Raw genomic sequence first — 22,666 nt, 5'->3', positions numbered from 1 at the left:
AGTAAGTTTTCATAGTTATATTCAAGGTCTCTGTACGGCATCCTTTTCGCGGATCACTTTCATTGCGAATTTCGGCAGGACCAGCATTCGTTTATAACGCCATGGCTCTTGAAGTAATCGGTAAAACCACTCCAGACGCAGCATTTGGAATAACTTTGGTGCCCGTTTCAATTTACCGGACATCACGTCAAAGCTCCCACCAACCCCCATAATAACCGGAACTTGAAGCTGTTCTTTATACTTGGCAATCCAGGGTTCTTGTGTATCTGCAGACCTTCCTACCAATAGGATGTCCGGATTGTGGGATCTTATATTCTCAATGATCTTTTGATCCTCATCGGATTTGAAATATCCATCCCGGTACCCAACTAACTGCAGATTAGGATACTGTTCCTTTAAACGATTCGCTGCAGCTTCGATAATTTCAGGGGATGCCCCGAGCAAAAATATTTTCCACCCGTTGGACTGGCCCAGCCGCATTAGATTTTGAATCAAATCAAATCCCGTAACCCGCTCAGCTACTGGGTTGCCAACATAATTGGCTGCCCATACAACTCCTGTTCCGTCAGGCACAATCAGATCCGCTTTTTTCATCATCTCGAGATAGGCCGCGTTTTCCAAGGCAGACATGACCATAATCGGATTAGCCGTAATGATTTGATGCGGATGCCTGGACTCAATCATCTGAGCTATATGGTCGACCGTGTCCTTCATATTTAGTTTGGAGAACGGTACGCCGAATATGGACACTTTCGGTATCGTCACTTGGAATCCCTTCCTTTGGTGAAAAATGAAGCCATATACTGTGCAGGCTTTTGTGCTTCGTTCTTAAGTGAGTAAATTAGCCCTTTTTTATCTTCGCGCCATGATGAACGCTCTTTAAGCAATCGTAAACCTTCTTTTGCTACCAAATCGGGCTGCATACTTTTCGTCGTTGCAATAATGGGCATTTGCAGCCGTTTCATAAATTGATCGATCTTCGGATCGTAAGAAATGCCCAGCATCGGCACTTCTTGTGAAGCGGCATAAATGAGGGAATGCAATCGCATGCCTATTAATAAGTGACAGCGACTAACTTCCGCAAGCATATGCTGGGGATGTGTGACATTAACGGCCGAAGTAATTCGAGACTGAAATTTTTCACCTATCTGAGCACGTACTTCATCTGATGCAGCCGCATCTGAAGGAAGATGAAAAGGTAGAAACCGTAGGTCCGCCTCACTTTTCTCCAGCATAAGCCGTAAGGCTTCAGCAAGAGCTTTTAGCTCAGAACGGTCCTGATTCCAATAACGAACGGAAACACCGATGACCGGTTTATCCATTGTCTGATGTTTATCCGCCTCATAGGAGCCAAGCGGCATTCCCATAACTGGATCAGGCACAACCGTGATCTCTTTAGACACCTTCATTTTTTGAAGCAGCTCTTTGGATTCTCGGTCTCGAACGGATATATATTGCGTTTTATTAAAAATAGAACGAATCCATCCGAAAAATAGACTGCGGTTCACTGGCCCTATTCCTTGTGAGTAGATAAAGGTCGGTTTACCCAACCACTGTGCTATTTTCAAAATAGCCAAATAGTAAGGAATCGTCTTGGCACTAGTCGCATCCTGCAAAAGACTGCCGCCGCCGCTGATCAACCCGTCTGCCCCACGAATCGCGCGAATAACTTGACCGAGCCTCATCCGATGTACAGATTCGACCCCGTACGTTCTGCTTGTCTTCTCCGGTTGAACCGAAAGAACGACGGGTACGAATCGTACTCCAGTCGCCTTTCCTTGTTCCTCTAAAGCAAGAAGGATGGATTGCAGCACGGCCTCGTCACCGCTATTGTCGAAGCCATAGTAACCGGACAGGACTATTCTTTTAGTAACAACGGGGTCCAACGACGCCAACTCCTTACAACAATCTCCCAAATGACGATATAGCCAATCCCGATCAGTAATCCAAACGATAAACCATAAACGATTCGAATCGACGAGATCATAAGTGGTGTATGCAAATGTGCAAAGGTATCAACGATAGAGGCTTGACCGACCACGCCCACCAAGATAAGAAGCAAAGCATTGCGATATTTCACGCACAAGTAAGCTCCCAACAGGAATAACGGATGAGCAATCAAAAACTCTTTGGTTCTCGGGCGAATACCCAATGTATTCTCCAAGAAAGAGCGGAACAACCGTTCGAAGGCAGAAGCCTGCCCCTCATTCCCTGTTCTTGATAAGTAGTACATTCCTGCGCCTACAATAGCGGCTGCACCGATAATCCATAGCACGCTGATATACGAAGATAGCAGCTTTTTCCCTTTAGCGATTTTCTCTCGGTGGGAAAGGTCCTCATTAAACAGCAGCCAATATAGAGCAACAAGAACGATTGGAAGCATGTGGAGTACACTTACGCCTCTGAATTGGTCTATCACTAGAGGATAAATAATTTGATTCAATAATCCTACTATGAACAGTACGCCAATAACCGAAATCGCCGATGTCCGCAGCAGCAGCCAAATGGCGAAACCAAGTCGTGAGCCTGTCCCTGCCTGATATTTCGCTTTGGCCGATCGTATTGCATAAATAATCGCTAACGTAGGAGCACATGTTCCGGAAGCCAGAGCCAACGCTTGAGCAAACAAGTTCGGCGATAACACGTACAATCCCGCGGCTCCCACTAACCCTACGATAAAAACAAACAACGCAAGTTCCGGTATAAAAGCAGCTACGGTTATAGCAACTAAAGCGATTGCTCCAACAAACAATACGGCTTTGGCAACCTTCTGCCATTCGGAATGGAATGGGAAGAAGCGCTCTGCTATCCCCATTGTAAATCCTGCTTCTTTAATACGGGGAATAGCACCATCCGGTCCTTTTAGGCTTTCGCGTAGGGAATCCAAAGGATTCAAAATTTTACCTTTATCCAGGTTTTTGACCGCACGTGCATTTAGAAATACCATTCGAATGTTGCGATCTTTAACAGCCAATACAAAGCGGTCAGCAACACCCTGAATACGATCGTCTAATTCTTGTTCAGTCAAGTTCTCCGTCAGTTTCTCTCCATCCTTCTCAGTGAAGGAGTGCAAACGTACGACATTGTAGTCGATTAATTTTGCTAAACGGTTAAACCCTTTTTGCTGAGTCTTTTGCAATTCGATGTTCGCTAAGCCCATATGATGTTTTTTCATCAATTCAGCCATGATTTCAAGATTTTCCGGCTTGGACTCGCTGATATATCCCGGTACATTCTCTCCATCGATGATAAAACGCTTGACTCCCAGCTGCTGCAATTGTCCAAGCAAGGTATCCATACGCGCTTCATCGAAAGGTCTGCGATTGGACATTCTCATCACGATTTGGAAGCCTTGCTCCTTCAGCATTTGAAGCGTCATAGGATCCGGGTCCATCGGCTTGAGGTTAGCTTCGTCCAAGCCCATTTCGATAATCATACCGTTTTGGTTTTTAAAGCTCCACGGACGTGTTTTTACATTTAAGTTAGCAAAGGTTTGGGTGATTAATGGCTGCAGCTTTTCTTGAGCGTCCTTCTCGGCGAACAAAATATAAGTAAAGTTCTCGTTAGGAGAAATCGGGCTCTGTGTTAAGGCAGTCGCTTCATGTGAAGAGAATACCTCTATCCTACGGCTAAGTCTAAGCTCGCTTAACGTTGACTCATAGACAGCCATAGATTGAACGCCTGCGCTCTTCAATTCTTTGAGCTGAGTCATAACAAACTGACGAGGGTCGGTTTGCGTATCGGAAATTTCAAGCAAATCCCGATAATCGAATACAATTTCAACCTTGCGTGCCGTTTGCTGCTCGGTCTCATTTCTTTCATATGCTATAGGCAAAGAAGCCAACAGTCCAAGGATAACCAACCACCATAGCCATTTGATACATTTACGATTCCAGTGCAAGTAACGCCCAGTCAACACGTTCCAACTCCTACCGTTATTTTTGGTCAACCCGGTTCATGACGGCGTTAACCAATCCATGAATCGTGTCGGAGGCTGCTTGCGCTGAATTGCCGCGGACAGCAAAGTATACTTTAATCTTCGGCTCTGTGCCGGAAGGCCGCAAGCAGAACCATGAATTATCCGCCAGCGTATATTTCAATACATTTTCAACAGGCAATCCGTACAAACCAAGGGAGAAGTCCTCCACCCTATCGACCGTTTGCCCGTTTACTTCCGCTGGAGGGTTATCACGCCAGTCACGCATAATGCCCTGAATTTGCTCTACGCCGTCCTTCCCTTTCATAGTCCGGGATTCCAGCGACTCCAGGAAATAGCCATGACGCTCATATAGCTCCTGAAGAACCTCGTACAGTGTCTTTCCTTGGTTCTTATAATAAGCCGCAGCTTCACAAATAAGCATGGAAGCGATGACCGCATCCTTATCTCTAGCATAGTTACCAGCCAAATAACCATAGCTTTCCTCATAGCCGAACAAAAACTCTGCTTCTTTGGAGGCTTCGAACTGCGTCATTTTTTCACCAATATATTTAAATCCGGTCAAAGTATTTAATGTTTCTACACCGTAATACTTTGCAATGACCGCACCCATTTCACTAGTCACGATGGTTTTAATAACAACTCCATTGGCTGGGAGTGTGCCGCGATCTTTAAGATTGCTGAGCAAATAATCGACCATAATGGCCCCCGATTGATTGCCTGTCAGGACGAAGTATTCGCCGTTCGCATCCTTTACTACCGCACCCATTCGGTCACAGTCAGGATCCGTCCCGATAATAATGTCCGCATCAACTTCCTTAGCTTGACGAATAGCTAGAGTGAAGGCTTCCTTTTCCTCCGGGTTCGGAGATTTTACTGTGGAGAACTTGGCATCCGGAAGCTCCTGTTCTGCAACAACATCAACATGGTTGAAGCCCACAGCTTGCAATACCGCTCTTACTGATAAATTCCCAGCCCCGTGCAGCGGAGTATAGACAACTCGGAAGCTATCGCTCATTTTTTTCACAACATCTTGATTCAGACTGATGGCAGAGACGGCCTCAACATACTGCTCATCCAGCTCCTCGCCAACCCACTGCAGCAGCCCGGAAGCTTCCGCCTTGGCGCGCTCTTCACGCTTAACATCACTGAAAGATTGAATCTGCTGAATCTCACCAATAACCTGCTCAGCCTGATCAGGCACTAGCTGTCCACCGTCAGAGCCATACACCTTATACCCGTTATATTCAGGAGGATTGTGGCTAGCCGTAACAACAATGCCCGCAGAGGCTTTCAAGACTCTTACAGCAAAGGACAGCTCCGGTGTAGGACGCAACGATTCAAAAACATAAGCTTTAATCCCATTGCCCGCCAAAACTTTAGCAGCCTCCAGAGCGAATTCCGGTGATTGGTTGCGAGAATCATAAGCGATAACCACCGATGGATTATCGTGCCCATTTTTATTTACAAACTGTGCCAATCCTTGTGTTGCCCTACCTACTGTATATACGTTCATGCGGTTTGTGCCCGCACCAATGACTCCTCTTAGCCCTCCAGTTCCGAATTCGAGATCACGGTAAAAACGATCCTCGACTTCTTTTGGGTTGCCTGCAATGCTGTTCAATTCATTCTTCGTGTCTTCATCGATGGCAGGGTCGTTCAACCATAGTTTGTATTGTTCTTCCACCCGGTTTTGCGTGCTCATAATCCATCTCCTTTTAGACCTATATAATAGTAACAAAATTTAATTATTTTTTAGCGGGATCGGATAGAGCAAACATAAGGGTACCTTCCGCTACAACCTTATCGCCCACTTTGGCAACAGCCTGTCCTTTACCAATCGATCCTTTGAGGCGAGTAATTTCAACTTCTAACGTTAGTGTATCTCCAGGAACGACCTGTCCGCGGAAACGAAATTCATCAATGCCAGCAAAGAAACCAAGTTTCCCGCGATTCGCTTCTACTTGCAGCATCGCAACAGTACCGACTTGAGCCAAAGCTTCAACAATCAGTACTCCAGGCATGACCGGATAACCTGGAAAATGGCCTGCAAAAAAAGGTTCGTTAATCGTTACATTTTTAAGCCCCACCGCTCTGACGCCGGCTTCCACCTCTAATATTCGGTCTACAAGCAAAAACGGGTATCGATGAGGAATAATTTCTTGAATTTGTACGGCATCCAGCACGGTAATGTTGCTCCTTCCAAGGTTGGGTATAAAAACTTTTCTTTCAACTTACACTATAGCTATCCCTTCATGACCTGCAGTAGTGAAGGTTGATATAAGGGAGCTTATGTATAGGTTTGCCAGCGTATGCCGGCCTAGACATAAGCTCTTTTTAAATAAAAGAAGTATCTCGCGATGCTTGTCTAAAATGCACAGACAGACCTATCGAAAGTAGCATCCATCATACATTAGGCTTCTGAGTATCGATATCCATCGGAATCTCATTACCCTTCTTATTAAGTAAATAAAACTGGAAAATATAGATGGTCGACGTTACAAAAGAAACGATAATAACAAACCACAAATAGGCACTGGCATAAGGGAACTTAAAGATAATCAGCAGTATGGCAACATAATATAGAACGGTGGTCAGCTTGCCCATAGCATTAGCTGGAACCGTCTGCTTGCCCCTAAAGTGAAAGATCCCTGACCCTACAATCATCCCCACATCACGCAAAAACATAGCCGCAGCTGCTTCCCATGAAATCATCTTGGAAAAAACCAAGGAGAGAATAACCGTAATCATCATCGTTTTATCCGCTAGAGGATCCAGCATACTGCCTAGCTGTGTTACGAGCTTCTGCTTGCGAGCAATATATCCATCCAGCACATCCGTCATTCCCGCCAATAAAAGAACCAAAAAAGCGGTTCTGACATAGCCTGCTTCGAACACCAACAAATACACGGGGATAAGAAAAAATCGGCATACCGTTAACAAATTAGGTAAGTTCCACACGTAAAAACCTTTCTCCCCTTCCACGTGATTTGGGTATCCGTCCCATCCATATATTATACCGTTCTTGGACAAAAAATAAAACTCCCACCAAGGGAGCTTCTATTAGAGATTATGTTTGGGAAAAGACCAGATCGTACAAATGGCGCCACGTCTCCGCTTCATAGACATCGTCCATAGGACGCTTGCCTAAATAGACATATCCCAAGACGAGCCCTACAGCTAAAGCAACCACACATAAAACAGGAATCGATAACCACTTACCTATTAAAAAGGTAACTCTCATCCACTTTTTCGAGGACTTAGGCCGTTTCTTTGCTTTGTCTTTACTTTCTTTTTTTGATGCTGCTTCTGTCATTACACCAACCTCACTTCAAAAAGAGCTTACGCACGCAAGCTATTCGCAAGACCCATCATCGTATCCGAAGATGTGATCGCTCTCGAGTTTAATTGGAATGACCTTTGCACTTGAAGCAGATCCGTCATTTCATCGGCTAATTTCACGTTCGATTTCTCCAAAAAGCCTTGACGAATGGCCACCCTATTTACTGTATTGTCCGTTGTCGCCACATTTTCCAAAATATCCTGACGATTTGTAACACCGGCTGGTAAACTATATAGGTTATCACCGAGCTGCTGCAGAAGCTGAGGCCGAAGAACGCGGACCATTTTGATCTGACCAACTTCTACAGGCGGAGCTGATTTATCGGCATCATTCATCGCCATAATCGTGCCATCTTCTTCGATCTTCACCTTATGATTGGCAGGTATTCGGATCGGAGTGTCGTCGGTTCCCATCACGTAACGGCCGTCCTTCGTCATCAGAAAGAAGTCGGCATCAGCCGGGTTATCCGAAGGGCTCACCTGAAAAGAGCCATCTCGCGTCCATACGGTTTGAGCCGTTAACGCTCCGTTGGCATCCTTAGTAACACTATTGATCTCGAATAAACCATTACCTTCCACAGCCAAATCCAGATCATTGCCTGTAGGCTCCAAGGATCCTTGTCCCATATTAAGCTGAGCCTGTACAAGCCGCGCTCCCCATCCCTGATTGTAGCCAAGAGGAGATAAGCGTCCCTGCTTTTGAAATCCCTCAGGCTGCTGCTTCACGCTGGTCAGGACATCCTGGAAGGATGCTTCTTTACGTTTATATCCATTCGTATCGATATTAGCGATGTTGTTGGATAGTAGGTCGAGCTTTTGCTGCAGAGCTTGCATTGAAACAGACGCGTTGATCATTGAGTTGTTCATGCGTTTCCTCCCAAGAGCTTTGCTTTAGCAAAGCTAACTTCGTAAGCACTACTGAGTTTTGCGAAGCAAAACTTACTTCGTAAGCACTGCTGAGCTTTGCTTTAGCAAAGCTAACTTCGTAAGCTAGTCAATCAACTTACACTCGGCCGACCTCATTAACGGCTTTTTCCATGCTTTTATCATAAAACTGAACAACCTTCTGGTTCGCCTCATAGGCTCTCAGAGCAGACATCATATCTATCATCGATTGACTTCCATCCACATTGGAGCGCTCAATAAAGCCTTGGCGTACTTCCAATTGCTCCATATCATTAGGATTGTTCGGATCAATAGCTCTTGCCAAGCCTTCAGATCCCCGATTTAAACGGTATAAACCATTTCCTTGACGCACCAATTGGTTCGGATCCTCAATTCGGCTGATCAACAAGTTTACCGGCTGATTGTTCGCATTTAAGATCTCACTGCCATCAGGGTTAAAAAACTGCCCTGCCTTGTTAATGCGAAAATCGGTAATCGGCGTTTGTTGTACAGTATCCATCAACACGATAGGTTGTCCATCTGTTCCGACCACAGGAAGACCGTCCGTAGAAATCAACTGTCCATTCACATCGACTGAGAACTTGCCGTCCAATGTATAACGCTGCTCTCCATTAACATCCTGTACGGTAAATAAAGCTTGGGGTTGGCTAATTCTTTGTCCATTCGCATCCACATACTTACCTGAAGCATCAAAACTAGCGCCTGGCACTTGCATATTGGACACAATGGCGAAATCGAACGGATTGCTCGTTTCCTGGATATCACCTTGCTTATGGACAGAGACATTTTCCTCCGCCATCACGCCTGTGTTTAGTCGGCCAACTGGAACGGCTTGAGGCTCGTCCTTGCCATTCCCGATACGTGAAATGAGCATTTCAGGAAATGAACGGTTGATTGCATTCCCCTGCTTGAAGCCCGGTGTATTAATGTTAGCGATGTTGTTAGTCACGATGTCATGTCTGCGCTGTTGTGAAATCATTCCCGAAGCTGCGGTGTAAAGACCTCTTAGCATGGTTATGTATCCTCCCAGACGTGTCAGTTAAGTAGTGTATGTCAATTAAAACTTCCGTTTAGAAACCTTATCCAGGTTGTCCAACATAATGCCGGTACCTTTTACGACGCAATGCATCGGATCTTCCGCAATAAGGACTGGCACCTTAAGCTCGTCCGCTAGCAATTGATCGATCCCGTGCAATAAAGCTCCGCCGCCTGTCAAAATAACGCCTCTGTCAATAATATCTGCCGATAATTCCGGCGGTGTGCGCTCAAGCACTGACTTGGCTGCTGCCACGATCGAAGAAACTGGATCCCACAACGCTTCCTGAATCTCATTCGAGTTGATGTTAATCGTCAACGGCAGCCCGCTCACCATATCCCTGCCGCGGATATCCATCGTTTCCTTACGTCCGTCCGGATATACCGTTCCAACTCTCACTTTAATATCTTCGGAGGTTCTTTCTCCGATCAGGAGCTTATATTTGCTCTTGATATACTTCATAATACTATTATCGAACTTGTCCCCCGCAATTTTAATAGAAGAGGAGGTGACGATATCGCCCATTGAAAGCACGGCAACATCCGTCGTCCCCCCACCGATATCCACGACCATATTACCGCTAGGCTGGTAAATGTCCATACCTGCGCCGATCGCAGCCGCTTTAGGCTCCTCTTCTAAAAACACCTCACGTGCTCCGCTTCGCTCAGCCGCTTCACGAATCGCTTTTTGTTCCACGGATGTAATGTTGGTTGGAGCGCAGATGAGGATCCTCGGGTGACTGTACCACTGCTTTCCTCCTACCTTATTAATGAAATGCTTGAGCATTAACTCCGTAATTTCGAAGTCAGCAATGACACCGTCCTTAAGAGGGCGAATAGCCACAATATTTCCAGGAGTACGTCCCACCATGCGGAACGCTTCTTCCCCTACGGCCAGCACCCTCTTCGTGTCGCTTTCAATGGCGACAACCGACGGCTCATCCAGTACAACGCCGCGCCCTTTCACGTGAATCAGGACGTTCGCTGTCCCAAGATCTATGCCAATATCCTTGCTTAACATTGAAATGTTCCTCCCTAAACAAACCGTCCATTCCTTAAACAGAAGCGGTACCTCTATTATAATCGTTAATGTATACCATTCGCTATTCGATTTAAAAATCCTCTTTTTCAATCGGTTTTTTCGACAATTATCGCTTTCTGTTGTCGGTTCGGATCGGTTTGGGGGAGTGTAAACGAAATCATAATCATTTACTTTGCGGTTACCAGTTTATCCTGAGCTTTTGGGCTGCGTGTTTTCCGGTATTTGATCTTTGTTGCTTCCCCCCGCGCAAGTGACGAATCGACTTGTGATACTCCAAAATATGCTTCACTTGATTAGCCAGATCCGGGTTAATTTCGGGCAGTCTTTCGGTTAAATCCTTGTGCACCGTACTCTTGGAAACACCGAATTCTTTCGCGATTGTGCGAACCGTATGCTTAGTTTCCACTAGGCAACGTCCGATTTTGATGGTTCGCTCCTTAATGTAATCGTGCACTCCCCTCGCCTCCCTACTCGAGTTAGTTTGGTACATTATATGAGGGGCGTTTACTTATATTCTTTGTTTCCAAGCGTGACAAGCCCATTAAGCCACAATTATTTTCAAGGACAAGCGGCAATGGCAGGCTTTGATGCGAAAAAAAGGGAGCGTCTATGCGCCCCCAGCCAACTTTATTCCTAGTTCGAATTAATGACTTGTCAAAAAGGTTTCCGGATTGACAGCTTGGCCATTCTCGCCTTGACGAACCTCGAAGTGAAGGTGGTTACCTTGTTCCTTCTCCAGTTCGTTACGGCCGGCTTTAGCGATAATATCGCCTTTTTTCACTTCAGCATCTTTGGTTACTTTAATATCCGCTAAGCTTTGATACACGGTAACCAAACCGTTAGAGTGCGTGATTTCAACCAAATTGCCGACTACAGGATTTTTCTCAACTGCTGTTACCTTACCGCTCATTGCTGCCATGACGTCAAACGCTTGATTGTCGGGTCTGGAGAAATCCATTCCCATGTGTGGAGTAAAGGTGTCGCCATACTCAACCATTGCCGTCTGTCTTACTTCGTTAGAAGCTTTACTATCAAAATACGGAAGTACCACATCGAGCTCACTGCGATCCTTGAACGGCCATTGCATCGTTTCGGTGTTTGCGTTGACAGCTACTGCATCCGGCTTCATCACATTGTCGGTTACCGTTGCCGATTTGCTGCTGTCGATTCCCAATTCATTGGTAAGGGTCGACTTTCCGGCATCCTGGTACACCCACATTAACGTTAAGATAATTGCCGCCGCTGCCATGTAAGTTGCAGGAAACACCCACTTTTTCGCAAGTAATCTTTTCCAGGAAAAAGCTGGTTTGGTTTGCGCTCCTTCGATAGTTTTAGGAGCCTCTTCATTGTTTTGCAAATCTCTCTTTTGATCATTCATAGATTTATCACCTCGCTAACCATTGTTGCCACGGATACGAGTTTTATACGCGAGATGATCTATTTTTTTAGAAACTTTTGCCTTTTAATAGGTTTGAGGTTCTATTAATTTCAATTCCTGTATAAAAGTACTTGACGATCTCCTCCGCTTTGCGTCCCTCCAATGCCATCCCATTAGCTCCCCACTGACTCATCCCTACTCCATGACCGTATCCAAACGTAGTCATCTGAAGGTTAGTTCCCTTCCAGCTCCATTGGAATTGAGAGGAGGCTAGGCCCAGCTTCTCACGTACCTCACGGCCGGTAAATGTTTTTCCGCCAATCGTCATTTTCTTAATCCTGTGACCTTCTGTCATCTGTACTATTTTTAATCCGCCGCTAGCATTAGCTGAAACCGGGATACTTCCGCGTAGGCCTAGCTTACTTTGCAGCTCTTTTAGTGAAATGGTAGTCGTCTCTTTGTAACGCGGTGATAGCTTAACATCCCATGGACTCGGAACACTTCGTAAATACGGGATATATTCATTCCAGTAGTCTTCCGAGTTTTCGGTATAACCGTTGCTGGTAGAGAAGAAGGTAGCTTGGATTGGTTTTTGTTGATAGGTTAAAATCATATCCTTCGTTTCATTAACGGCCAGATTTAACTTGTCCAAGTTAGCTTGATAGGCGGTGCCCCAACGGGCCTTCAACTCTTCATCGGAAACATAAGCTTGATGGGCGATTGTATCCGTTACCCAGGCATTCGTCACCGGCATATTGCTGAAATCTTGCTCCACTATCCTCCGAATGATATACGTTCGCGCCGCCATCGCCTGAGCCTTCATCGCTTCCAACTCAAACTCTATCGGCATCTCGGCAGCCAAAACGCCTCTTACGTAAGCTTCTAGAGGAATCGATTCCACTTGCTTGGTCTTAGTTAGATAGACGGGAATTACAAGGGAGGAGGTCCCTTCTTGATTATCGAGCTGAGCAGCTAGGGATTCTGGTTGTCTCTCTACCGACGTGGGTGGGGTTACGGTTTTTACGAGAATGGTGGGTACTATGATTATGACGGCTAAGAAACTAGTTAAAGATACAGCAGCCCATTGGATCATCACTCTCTTGTTCATCGATTCTATTTCCTCCATCTTCTGTCGGCTCTAAGACAGTTTATTGTTACTACCAGTCCAGGTAACTCCATCTTATGAGCCCGAAAAATAGAATAGAACACGGAAATAGGAAACAAAAAAGAGGAGTCCTCATCTTCTGAGAGATTCTCCTCTTGTCGCACATTTCTATCGAATTAAGCCAAGCTTGGACTGACCGCAAAGATGGAAATCGATTCTTCTTCCGGCTCAAGGACTTCGAGTGGCACCCGCTGAATGTCCGCACCTAGTAGACGCAGCTTGTTCGCAATATCCACATAGCCTCGATCAATATGATGGATACCAGTAATTTCCGTCTCACCTTCAGCCGCTAGAGCTGCTAGCACAAGGGCCGCGCCAGCACGAAGATCCGTCGCACACACTTTACCTCCACGCAGCCTGCCGCCTCCGCTTATAACAGCTGCACGGCCATCAACTTTAATGGATGCGTTCATATTGACCAACTGCTCTACATGCATAAACCGATTTTCAAATACGGTTTCCGTCACAATGCTGGTACCGTCGGCAGTGAGCAAAAGCGCCATCATCTGAGACTGCATATCGGTAGGAAACCCTGGATACGGCAGCGTCTTCACATCAACACAGCGAAGGGCTCTTTCGGTAAACACGCGAAGGCCATTCTCGTCTTCCTCGAAGTTTACTCCCATCTCCTGCATCTTAGAAATAACTGGCCTTAAGTGGTCGCCGATCGCGCCTTCAATATACAAATCGCTTCCTGTAATCGCAGCAGCAATCATATATGTACCCGCTTCAATCCGATCCGGTATTACCGTATGTACTGCACCGCTTAGCTTCTCCACGCCGTCAATCCGAATCAGACCGGTTCCGGCACCGCGAATTTTAGCTCCCATCGCATTGAGATAGTTAGCCAGGTCGACAATTTCCGGTTCTTTGGCTGCATTCTCGATGGTAGTGGTTCCCTCTGCCAGTGTAGCCGCCATCATAATATTCTCCGTTGCCCCAACACTTGCCACATCCAAGTACACCTTTGCACCCTTCAGACGGCCCGAGACTCTTGCTTCGATGTAGCCTTGACCCAGTTCGATCTCTGCTCCCATCGCTTCAAAGCCTTTTAAATGCTGGTCAATGGGTCGAGTACCGATGGCACAGCCGCCCGGCAAAGAAATCCTCGCTTGACCCATACGGGCCAATAACGGTCCCATAACAAGAAAAGAAGCTCTCATTTTACGGACCAACTCATAGGAAGCCTCGCACGTTTGAATGTTCCGAGCATTGACGCGTATAGTTTCATCTTTATATTCTATCTGTACTCCGAGACTTTCCAAAACCTTATTAATAACGATGACGTCGTCCAGGGGAGGTGCGTCGTGGATTACGCTGTCTCCTTCTGTACCCAAAATAGAGGCTGCGATAATCGGCAATACGGCGTTCTTTGCACCGTGAATTCTAACTTTGCCTGACAATCTCTGGCCGCCGCGGACGATAATTTTGCTCATCATGGTCCCCCTCCGCGCTGTTTTCATTGCACACTGTACTAGTTTAGCATTGAACCTTCAGCATGTAAATTTTCATTTTGAAAAACCAATCATGATACTGTTCGGAGCAAACAAGGGATTTACAACGGTTGTACTATCCATTGTTGACAATATTCACCTTAGTTATTCGCGAAACGTTAGGCCTAGCTTTTATGTTAACCTTTTTGAACGGAAACACTTCTCAACATGCAGCGAAGCCGCTTATCTCCACATTACCGGCTCATTCATCACTTCACTTGTACAGTGTTCTCAGATGTCTTACTAGGTAATTAATCCTTTGGCAGCAAATTAAAACATCCCCGACAACCAAGTAGACCAATTAAAATAATCAATGAAAAAGCGGGCCACCTGATAGCCTAAACCAACGGATAACAAAATCTGAAGCACTTTACTTTGAACACTTTTTGGTTTTTTAACGATTTTGTCGAAATGCAACTCTTGGAGCGCCCACCAGGAACAAGCGATACAGATCAAAGTAATGAAAATATTGATCATCCCGTTCATTCCCATGGAGGTATTCATTTGCTGTACATAATCCATATTCGACCCCACTTCTCACACTAAGGCATAATTTTAGCAAGCATCGTTACGAATTCAGCCCGAGATGCTTGTTGATCCGGTTTAAAGCTTCCATCCGCATAGCCGGCAATCCAGCCTTCTGCTTTCATTTGCTTCAAAATCCCTACTCCCCAATAATCGTCGTCAACATCCGTAAACGGCACAGCACCGCGCTTTTTACCCGATATATTCATGCTTCTGGCAATCATCGCAGTCATCTCCATTCGGCTTACCGGCTGGTCAGGAGCGAAGGATTGATCGGGATAACCGTCGATAATACCGCTTTGTGCCGCTTTGGCAATATCTGCGTACGCCCAATGATTCGCAGCAACATCCGTATAATTAATGTTCTTTTGCTTATTCAGCTTGAAGGCTCTGCTAATGATCGCGGTTGCCTCCGCCCTAGTAATCGGGAGATCCGGTCGGAACGTATAATCGTCGTAACCATTTACGATCTGCTTGCTTCCCATCTCCAAAATGCTGTTTAACGCCCAATGACCTGCGACATCAGCATAGCCGCCGATTAATGGCTTGGCACTTACAATGATCTGGTACACATCACGATCGAAAGGCGCACTTGCCGTTAACTTCAAATAATAGGTTCCGGCAGGAAGTCGTTCATTCAGTTGAATCGCACTCGTTGAATTGGAGCTAGCTATCGGCTTCATGCTTCTGTCATATAAGAAGGCATACATGTTCACTCCACGAGGAATTCCTGTCAGACCCACCTGAGCATAGCTTTCTTCGTTAAGCTGGAATTGGAACCAATCGATATCATCCACTTTGTCGATCAATCCGATATATTCCGTATCCAAGGATATCGCTGTCGCCTGATAAGAGCGGTTGTTAGGCTCATTAGGATCGATTTGTTTCGCATCATACTCTATTTTTAACGTGTATTCCCCAGTAACGGGGAATGCATACTCTTTGACATTGCTGACGCGAATATAATATTTGCCCGGAAACACCTCCGGCAGTACCAGCACCTCTGTAACCCCATCTCCTCCCTCATCAACGGTAATTCCTTTCTCCCCTTGCTTCTGCACATATAGGACCGGATCGATCCGAGCTGTATCGGTGCTGAGGTGAAAAGTTAGCATCCCGGATTGTTCCACGGGGAACTCAAACCAATCCTGATCATTCATCTGGTGAAATGTTCCCTTGATGGTTTGACTGCGCGATGGAAGTACATAAGCTTTATACTGTCGGTCATTATCCTCAAATGCGTCTCGGTATATGTCAAAAGACGTCGTCAGCTTGTATGGAATTTCGTTTTTCTGGTTTCGGTCGGTCAAATGAAATTGCAAATAACTCCGCCCTTTGCTAACCTTCAGTGCTACGGGCTGTCCGGGTACTGCCGTCACTCCTGTAAAGGTGCCTTTGACATCTGTGTGCTGAACCGCGACCGATTGACCATCCTGTAAATTGAAGGTTAAATTAACAGTCCCATCGTAAGGGGCATCAAGGTAGAACCAATCTTGATCTGAACCACCAGAGAAGGAGGCTGAGATCATTTTACTGATGGAGAGCGCTTTGGCTTGATCCTTGCGGTTATTCGGTTCATATATATCCAGAAGCGGCATTTCCGTTAAGGCCCGGTCGGCGCGAAGCAAGCCGTATCCCGTTTCTTGATCCCACCCGGTGGTCATCACATCGTCCGCCGTTTGACGAAGCAGCTGACGAATTTCGTAGGCCTTCATGTTTGGATACTTACTCCACGCCAAAGCTGCTACCGCAGCAACTTGCGGAGCCGCCATGGAAGTGCCATCCTTGTATTCGTAAGAACCACCCAGCGCAGTTGTAAATACGTCCCATGGCGCAACAAGATCAATCTCCGGTCCTGTATTGGAGCGTTCGTGTACTATACCATCAGCTGTCACCCCGCCAACAGCTAACACGGTAGGGTATGCCGCAGGATACTTGACACTGTTCCCTTCATTTCCTGCTGCCGCAACGAGAAGGACATCCTTCTCTTCCGCATAACGGACAATATCGCTCAAATAGGTTGAATATTTATTTAAACCGAGGGAAAGGACAACGATTTTAGCCCCATGATCAACAGCATATCGTATACCTTCCCCAAGTTTGGCTTCTCCTCCGGAACCATCTGATTCCAATGCTTTAATAGGCATTACTCTGGCATTCCATAAAATACCTGAAATCCCTTTATCATTATTAGTTTCTGCCGCTACGATTCCGGCTACATTCGTCCCATGGCCATTATCGTCTTGAGGCGGCAGCTTTGGATTCACCAGATTGACTCCAGGCACCAAGTTTTTTTTCAAATCAGGATGATTCAAATCAACGCCTGTATCCACTATGGCAATAGTAATATTCGAGTTACCTTTAACCACATCCCACGCTTCATGGATATGGATCTGCTTCAAGTAAGTTTGTTTTTCTGCTAAAGGGTCGTTAGCCTGCGCCGCTATGGCTTGTCCGGCAAATACGAGCAGCATAACGACACCAATGATCCAATGAGCGAGCTGGCGAGTCGCTAATTTATGCAGCATATTCATGGTTCCTTCTTTGCTTATTGGAGTAGCTTTACTATTTCGATAAAGATGTGCGGTTTCCTGCTGTGTTTTCTGAAAACAACCTAGTAAATGATGGAGGTTTTATGAACTTCATTCTGGGAACGGGGTACACTCGTTCCTAGGTGTCAAAACGTATCATCGAATCTGCAACCTACTGGTTATTAACCAAAAAAAAGCCCAGCTGACGCATAAGAATACAGCGTCAACCGAGCTTTTATATACATTGACTTAACTAAAGAAAAACAAATCTTGGGTCAGAGAGAATATCCGATCGATCCAGCCCAGCACCCACTGTGGTACGATGCCCAACAGCAAGCTTACGCCTGCACATAGCCACAGGGTAATGCCCAAAGGTAGTGGAACCGTAACCTCGCGCGATTCAAAATCCGTACGCATGAACATTTGACGGATCAATCCGAAGTAGTAATAGAAGGATACAACACTGGTGATAATCATCACCGCAGCAAGCCAATAGTGCTGTGTTTGCATCGCTCCCATCATAATAAACACTTTCCCGAAAAATCCTCCGGATAATGGCAAGCCTGCAAGCGATAAAACTAACAATACTGTCGCCACAGCCGTACCCGGAGCCCGATAGTACAATCCAGCCAGACCGCTCATTGTCTCATCGCCCGTTGAACGCTCGATAATCATCAATACAGCGAATATACCGATATTCATAAACAAGTAAGCGATCAAGTAAAAAGCGAATTCCGAGAAATTGGAGTAATGAATCATGGAAAAATGCGTCGCTATCGGAATGAGCAAATACCCTGAATTCGCTATACCGGAATATGCCAAGAGACGTTTTAAATTATTTTGCCGCAGTGCTGTGAAATTCCCCAGTATCATGGCCGCGGCCGCCACCACCATAAGGGAGAGAAGTACATCTCCATGGAACGGCAGTTCCATTAATCCGCCTATCGCGTATACCCCATACAATACACGGAACAAGATGGCAAACGCAGCCGCTTTCGATACCACAGCCAGAAAGGCGGTTATCGGTGTTTGAGCACCCTGGTAAACATCCGGAGCCCACATATGGAACGGCGCTGCAGCGATTTTGAAACCAAAGCCCGCCAGCAGCATGAAGAACGATACATATAGGAACGGTAGAAGCGACTCCGCATTTTGCCCTAATGCTGCGTTAATTTCTGGAATGCTCGTTGAGCCTGACATCCCATAGAGGAACGACATGCCGTACAAGATAATGGCCGAGGAGATCGCTCCGAGCACAATATACTTAAAGGCTGCCTCGTTGGAACGAAGGTCTTTTTTACGCATCGCTACCAGAATGTAAGAGGTGATGCTGAGCAGCTCCAGACCAACGAAAAGCGTGATCAGGTCACCCGATGATGCCATGATCATTCCGCCTAAGGTTGCCGGGAGGAGTAGATAATAATACTCTCCGATGTGCGGAACTTCCTCTTCCTTGATAGAACCGATACTCATAAAGGTAACAAGACCAGCGCCGGTCAATAATATAAGTTTGATAATATTGGCAAAGTCGTCAATACGGTAACTATAGTTCAGCAGCTGCTTTGGCTCTGTCGGGTTCAAATAGCTTACTACAAAAAGACCCGAGATTATAATGCTTACAAGCGATAGCCAACCGAGGGCCGTGCGATTCGTTTGCTTCGGCATCAGAAGATCAAGCAGCGATAACACCACTGCCGCAATAACCAGAGTCAGCTCCGGTGCCAAATATCCGAGATCGCTCCATTGGAGACGTAGTTGTTCCACCGGTCTAACCCCCTATCTTCACTACAGTTTGAATGAATTGATCGAAGCTGCTGACGGTTTGATGCAAGGGTCCGCTCAGTACCGCAGGATAAATCCCTAGTACGACGACGAAAGCAACTAACGCTACCATAGGAATAGCTTCCATTAAGCGCGCGTCACGCATTCCGTCCCCTTGCACTCTAGGTGGTCCGTAAGTAATTGCGAGAACCCCCCGCAAAACATAGACGGCGGTAAGAATAACCCCAATAGTCCCTATCACGGTAATGACCTTGGCTGTCTGGAACAATCCTGCGAATGCCAAGAACTCGCTGATAAATCCGGATAAACCAGGCAGTCCAAGTGATGCCATCCCCGCTACCAGCAAAATGCCGGAGATGAACGGCACGTTTTTGGCGAGCCCCCCAAGCTGATCGAGCATCGTGGTCTGGGTTCTCTCGTAGATGGCTCCAACCATCAAGAAGAGAAGTGCTGAGATCAGACCGTGTGATACCAGCTGGAAGATGGCCCCTTCCATTCCGATCGTATTGAAGGCGGCGATCCCGAGCAGTACAATCCCCATATGACTAATACTGGAGTAGGCCAGCACCAGCTTGAAGTCCTTCTGTACGAAAGCCAGTATCGCACCGTACAAAATATTGATAACGCCCAGAATAGCAAGAACAGTTGCCCACTGCGTTGCTTGCTGCGGGAAAAGCAGGATGCCATACCGAATTAAACCGTATGCCCCCATTTTCAGCAAGATCCCCGAGTGAATCATAACGATCGATGGAGGGGCTTCCGTATGCACCCTAAGCATCCATGTATGGAAAGGGAAGATCGGCAGCTTGATACCGAAAGCAACCACCAGCATGATGAACAGGACCCACTTCATCGTATCGCTCAAGTAAAATGGATAATCGCTTTGATTGACGTAAGAAGCTTCGCCATTGAACAGATGGTTCGTAATGACGCTGATATCACCGCTAAAAAAGATCGAATTGCCTGCTTCGTTCGACACCTGTCCGAACCCAGCGGTACAAACGAGAATGATGAACGCAATAAGCATAATTGCAGAGCCAAGTCCGTTATAGATCAAGAATTTATTAGCTGCTCTTTCGCGTTCCATGTAGCCCCAAATCCCAATCAGGAAGAACATCGGAATGAGTGTTACCTCGAAGAATACGAAGAACAAGAACAGGTCCTGCGCCATAAATACTCCGAACATCCCGGTCTCAAGCAGCAGGTAGAAGATGAAATACGATTTCCATCTTTTTTTGATATAGACAGAGGCCAAGGCAGCCATAGTCCCGATTAGAGCTGTTAAGAAGACCAGTGGCAGCGACAATCCATCGACAGCCATAGTGTACTTGAATTGAAAGAAAAAGGATGTCATCTGATTCAAGCCTTGCGCTTCATGATTCAGAGGCACTTGAATCCACCCGAACTCCTCCTTGAACTGCATCCCTTCGAGCTGATGATTGAAGGCGGAATAGAGCCATGCGGATAATACTAGCGGTATCAAGGTGGTCACAATGGCAACTGTCTTGATCCACTGACCTTGGTTTTTGGGCATAAACATCAGAACAAGAACGCCGAGCAGCGGAGAGAAGGCAATCAAAGACAAAATATGCGTATTATCCGACATGGATGAACCTCCTTCCTGCGATAGCAAGGATCAGAATGAGCAGCCCGAGCAGCGTCGCCAGCCCGTAGGTTTGCACTTGACCATTCTGCAGACGAGATCCGATCCGCCCAATGCCAACGACAGAGTAGCTGACTAGTTTTACAATACCATCAACCACATACTCATCGAACAAATGAAGCACAAGCCCGAATCCTTTGAGTGGCCTCACGATACCATTTTCATAAATTTCATCGATATAATATTTGCGGTTCAACAAGCGGTACAGCCATGGAGCGCGGCTCGATACGGCATCGCTTGGAATCGACTTTTTCAGATACACAAGATAGCCCAGCCCAATACCTAACAGTCCTACTAGCGTAGAAAGAATCATCACCACGGCATTGGCGCTCTCTTCTTCCGCATGACCTGTTAGCCACGTACCCAGCCAAGGACTAAACGGCGTAAATACAAACCCGGCAACAACAGCCAGAACCGCCAAGACAACCAAAGGAAGTGTCATCGTGATTGGAGATTCATGTACATGCTCCTGATGTCGCGGTTTGCCCATAAATACCAGGAAGAATAGCCTCGACATGTAGAACGCCGTGAAAAATGCTGCAATCAGCCCCACCCAGAACAGCAGTTGATTATGCGTATAGGCCTCAGACAGTATGGCATCCTTGGACCAGAAGCCGGACAATGGTGGAATCCCTGATAAGGCCAGCGCCCCAATACCGAACGTCCATGCTGTTACCTTCATCTTAGAGCCTAAGCCGCCCATTTCATGGATATCTTGCGTATGTACGGAATGAATGACGCTGCCCGCACCCAAGAAGAGCAAGGCTTTAAAGAACGCGTGGGTAAATAAATGGAAAATACCCGCCGTATAAGCGACCGTGGTCCCTATACCGAGCGCCATCATCATGTACCCCAGCTGGCTTACCGTAGAGTAAGCAAGAATCCGCTTGATATCGTTTTGCGCCGTACCTATAGTTGCCGCGAATATGGCTGTAAATCCCCCGATACAAGCCACCACCGTTAGAGCGGTAGGAGATGCATGAAAAATATCAAACGTACGTGCCACCAAGTACACGCCCGCTGCGACCATCGTAGCCGCATGGATAAGCGCACTGATTGGCGTCGGGCCTTCCATCGCGTCAGGCAGCCATGTATGAAGTGGAAACTGACCTGACTTACCTATAGCGCCTACGAAGATCAAGATCGCAATCAAAGTCACCATGCCGTCGGATATTTTCCCACTGGTCAATGCGTTATGAATCGAAGTGAAATCAAGCGCATGATTTGGCATCGCCCAGAACAAGAGCAGAATAGCAATCAACAAACCTACATCACCGATTCTGGTGACAATGAATGCCTTTTTAGCTGCGGCTCGCGCCTCCGGCTTGAAATACCAGAATCCTACCAGCAAGAAGGAACAAACGCCTACGAGCTCCCAGAAAATATAAAGCTCCAGCAAATTCTCTGAAATAACCAGGCCTAGCATGGAGAAAGTAAAGAGCGCTATGTACGCGTAAAATACATTGATACGTTCGTCGCCTTCCATATATCCTTTGGAATACAGGTTGACCAGTAAGCTGACCAATGTAACGATCACAAGCATCAATGCGTTCAAATTCGTAACTTCAAACCCCATATTCAAAGAAAACGTTCCGAACTTGATCCACTGCAGCTTGTTCCATGTAAAGTCCTCGATTGGGCCGCTCAGCCGCTCAATGAAGATGAGCAGAGAAACAACAAACGAGGCGAAGACGGCAACAATGCTGATATATGCGCCCGCGTCCTTTAATGGACGCCCTACTGCCGTTAAGATAAGGAACGATAGCAGCGGGAACAACGGGATGAGCCAGGCATACTGCGAGTAGGCCGATATCATGAATTTATGTCCTCCTCCTACAAGTTTGCATTCGCAAACTTACTTCGAAAG

General features: G+C 46.4%; 18 protein-coding genes and 1 pseudogene. All 19 read right to left on the bottom strand.

The annotated features are described in order from the left end of the window. Positions 1 to 21 precede the first annotated feature (21 nt). Positions 22 to 714, bottom strand: a complete 693-nt coding sequence (locus QMA13_RS00370; RefSeq protein ID WP_282943186.1) for a WecB/TagA/CpsF family glycosyltransferase — start codon at positions 712 to 714, stop codon at positions 22 to 24. 47 nt (positions 715 to 761) lie between these two features. Beyond that, the gene (gene csaB / locus QMA13_RS00365) at positions 762 to 1,886 is read right to left on the bottom strand and encodes a polysaccharide pyruvyl transferase CsaB (RefSeq protein WP_282938780.1); all 1,125 of its coding nucleotides are present in this window, start codon (positions 1,884 to 1,886) and stop codon (positions 762 to 764) included. Further along, positions 1,859 to 3,919, bottom strand: coding sequence for a DUF5693 family protein (locus QMA13_RS00360; RefSeq protein ID WP_481858116.1), 2,061 nt, complete (start codon positions 3,917 to 3,919; stop codon positions 1,859 to 1,861). The genes csaB and QMA13_RS00360 overlap by 28 nt, the downstream gene beginning before the upstream one ends. A 16-nt stretch (positions 3,920 to 3,935) precedes the next feature. After that, a complete protein-coding gene (locus QMA13_RS00355; RefSeq protein ID WP_282938778.1) occupies positions 3,936 to 5,642 on the bottom strand; it encodes a phospho-sugar mutase in 1,707 nt (568 codons plus the stop codon). 43 nt (positions 5,643 to 5,685) lie between these two features. Continuing rightward, positions 5,686 to 6,123 carry a 3-hydroxyacyl-ACP dehydratase FabZ gene (gene fabZ, locus QMA13_RS00350; protein ID WP_282938777.1) on the bottom strand — a complete coding sequence of 146 codons (438 nt, stop codon included), beginning with the start codon at positions 6,121 to 6,123 and terminating at the stop codon, positions 5,686 to 5,688. A 220-nt stretch (positions 6,124 to 6,343) separates the two neighbouring features. Further along, positions 6,344 to 6,898 carry a CDP-alcohol phosphatidyltransferase family protein gene (locus QMA13_RS00345; protein ID WP_282938776.1) on the bottom strand — a complete coding sequence of 185 codons (555 nt, stop codon included), beginning with the start codon at positions 6,896 to 6,898 and terminating at the stop codon, positions 6,344 to 6,346. A 109-nt stretch (positions 6,899 to 7,007) separates the two neighbouring features. Then, positions 7,008 to 7,253: a DNA-directed RNA polymerase subunit beta gene (locus tag QMA13_RS00340; protein ID WP_282938775.1), complete on the bottom strand. Its 246-nt coding sequence runs from the start codon at positions 7,251 to 7,253 to the stop codon at positions 7,008 to 7,010. A gap of 26 nt (positions 7,254 to 7,279) precedes the next feature. After that, positions 7,280 to 8,146 carry a flagellar hook-basal body protein gene (locus tag QMA13_RS00335; protein ID WP_282938774.1) on the bottom strand — a complete coding sequence of 289 codons (867 nt, stop codon included), beginning with the start codon at positions 8,144 to 8,146 and terminating at the stop codon, positions 7,280 to 7,282. A 136-nt stretch (positions 8,147 to 8,282) separates the two neighbouring features. Then, positions 8,283 to 9,197 (bottom strand): flagellar hook-basal body protein, encoded by a 915-nt coding sequence (locus QMA13_RS00330; protein ID WP_282938773.1) that lies wholly within the window; start codon positions 9,195 to 9,197, stop codon positions 8,283 to 8,285. A 45-nt stretch (positions 9,198 to 9,242) separates the two neighbouring features. Further along, a complete protein-coding gene (gene mreB / locus QMA13_RS00325; RefSeq protein ID WP_282938772.1) occupies positions 9,243 to 10,241 on the bottom strand; it encodes a rod shape-determining protein in 999 nt (332 codons plus the stop codon). A 188-nt stretch (positions 10,242 to 10,429) separates the two neighbouring features. After that, a pseudogene (spoIIID, locus tag QMA13_RS00320) lies at positions 10,430 to 10,716 on the bottom strand (sporulation transcriptional regulator SpoIIID). Positions 10,717 to 10,905: 189 nt separating this feature from the next. Then, on the bottom strand, positions 10,906 to 11,640 hold the full coding sequence (locus QMA13_RS00315; protein ID WP_282938771.1) for a M23 family metallopeptidase: 735 nt from the start codon (positions 11,638 to 11,640) through the stop codon (positions 10,906 to 10,908). Positions 11,641 to 11,707: 67 nt separating this feature from the next. Next, positions 11,708 to 12,748: a stage II sporulation protein D gene (gene spoIID, locus QMA13_RS00310; protein ID WP_282938770.1), complete on the bottom strand. Its 1,041-nt coding sequence runs from the start codon at positions 12,746 to 12,748 to the stop codon at positions 11,708 to 11,710. A 173-nt stretch (positions 12,749 to 12,921) separates the two neighbouring features. Then, positions 12,922 to 14,241, bottom strand: a complete 1,320-nt coding sequence (murA, locus tag QMA13_RS00305; protein WP_282943184.1) for a UDP-N-acetylglucosamine 1-carboxyvinyltransferase — start codon at positions 14,239 to 14,241, stop codon at positions 12,922 to 12,924. A gap of 327 nt (positions 14,242 to 14,568) precedes the next feature. Next, positions 14,569 to 14,820: a DUF1146 family protein gene (locus QMA13_RS00300; RefSeq protein WP_282938769.1), complete on the bottom strand. Its 252-nt coding sequence runs from the start codon at positions 14,818 to 14,820 to the stop codon at positions 14,569 to 14,571. 20 nt (positions 14,821 to 14,840) lie between these two features. Then, positions 14,841 to 17,351: a S8 family serine peptidase gene (locus tag QMA13_RS00295; protein WP_282938768.1), complete on the bottom strand. Its 2,511-nt coding sequence runs from the start codon at positions 17,349 to 17,351 to the stop codon at positions 14,841 to 14,843. Between the two features lie 252 nt (positions 17,352 to 17,603). After that, positions 17,604 to 19,118: an NADH-quinone oxidoreductase subunit N gene (locus QMA13_RS00290; RefSeq protein WP_282938767.1), complete on the bottom strand. Its 1,515-nt coding sequence runs from the start codon at positions 19,116 to 19,118 to the stop codon at positions 17,604 to 17,606. Positions 19,119 to 19,122: 4 nt separating this feature from the next. After that, positions 19,123 to 20,742, bottom strand: a complete 1,620-nt coding sequence (locus tag QMA13_RS00285; RefSeq protein ID WP_282938766.1) for a complex I subunit 4 family protein — start codon at positions 20,740 to 20,742, stop codon at positions 19,123 to 19,125. Beyond that, positions 20,732 to 22,615: an NADH-quinone oxidoreductase subunit L gene (gene nuoL, locus QMA13_RS00280; RefSeq protein ID WP_282938765.1), complete on the bottom strand. Its 1,884-nt coding sequence runs from the start codon at positions 22,613 to 22,615 to the stop codon at positions 20,732 to 20,734. The genes QMA13_RS00285 and nuoL overlap by 11 nt, the downstream gene beginning before the upstream one ends. Between the last annotated feature and the right edge of the window lie 51 nt (positions 22,616 to 22,666).

Origin of the sequence: Paenibacillus sp. RC67 (genome assembly GCF_030020805.1) — a bacterium.
GTDB lineage: Bacteria > Bacillota > Bacilli > Paenibacillales > NBRC-103111 > Paenibacillus_S.
Note: the sequence above shows the minus strand (reverse complement) of the source record. Positions and strands in the feature narration are given on the sequence as shown.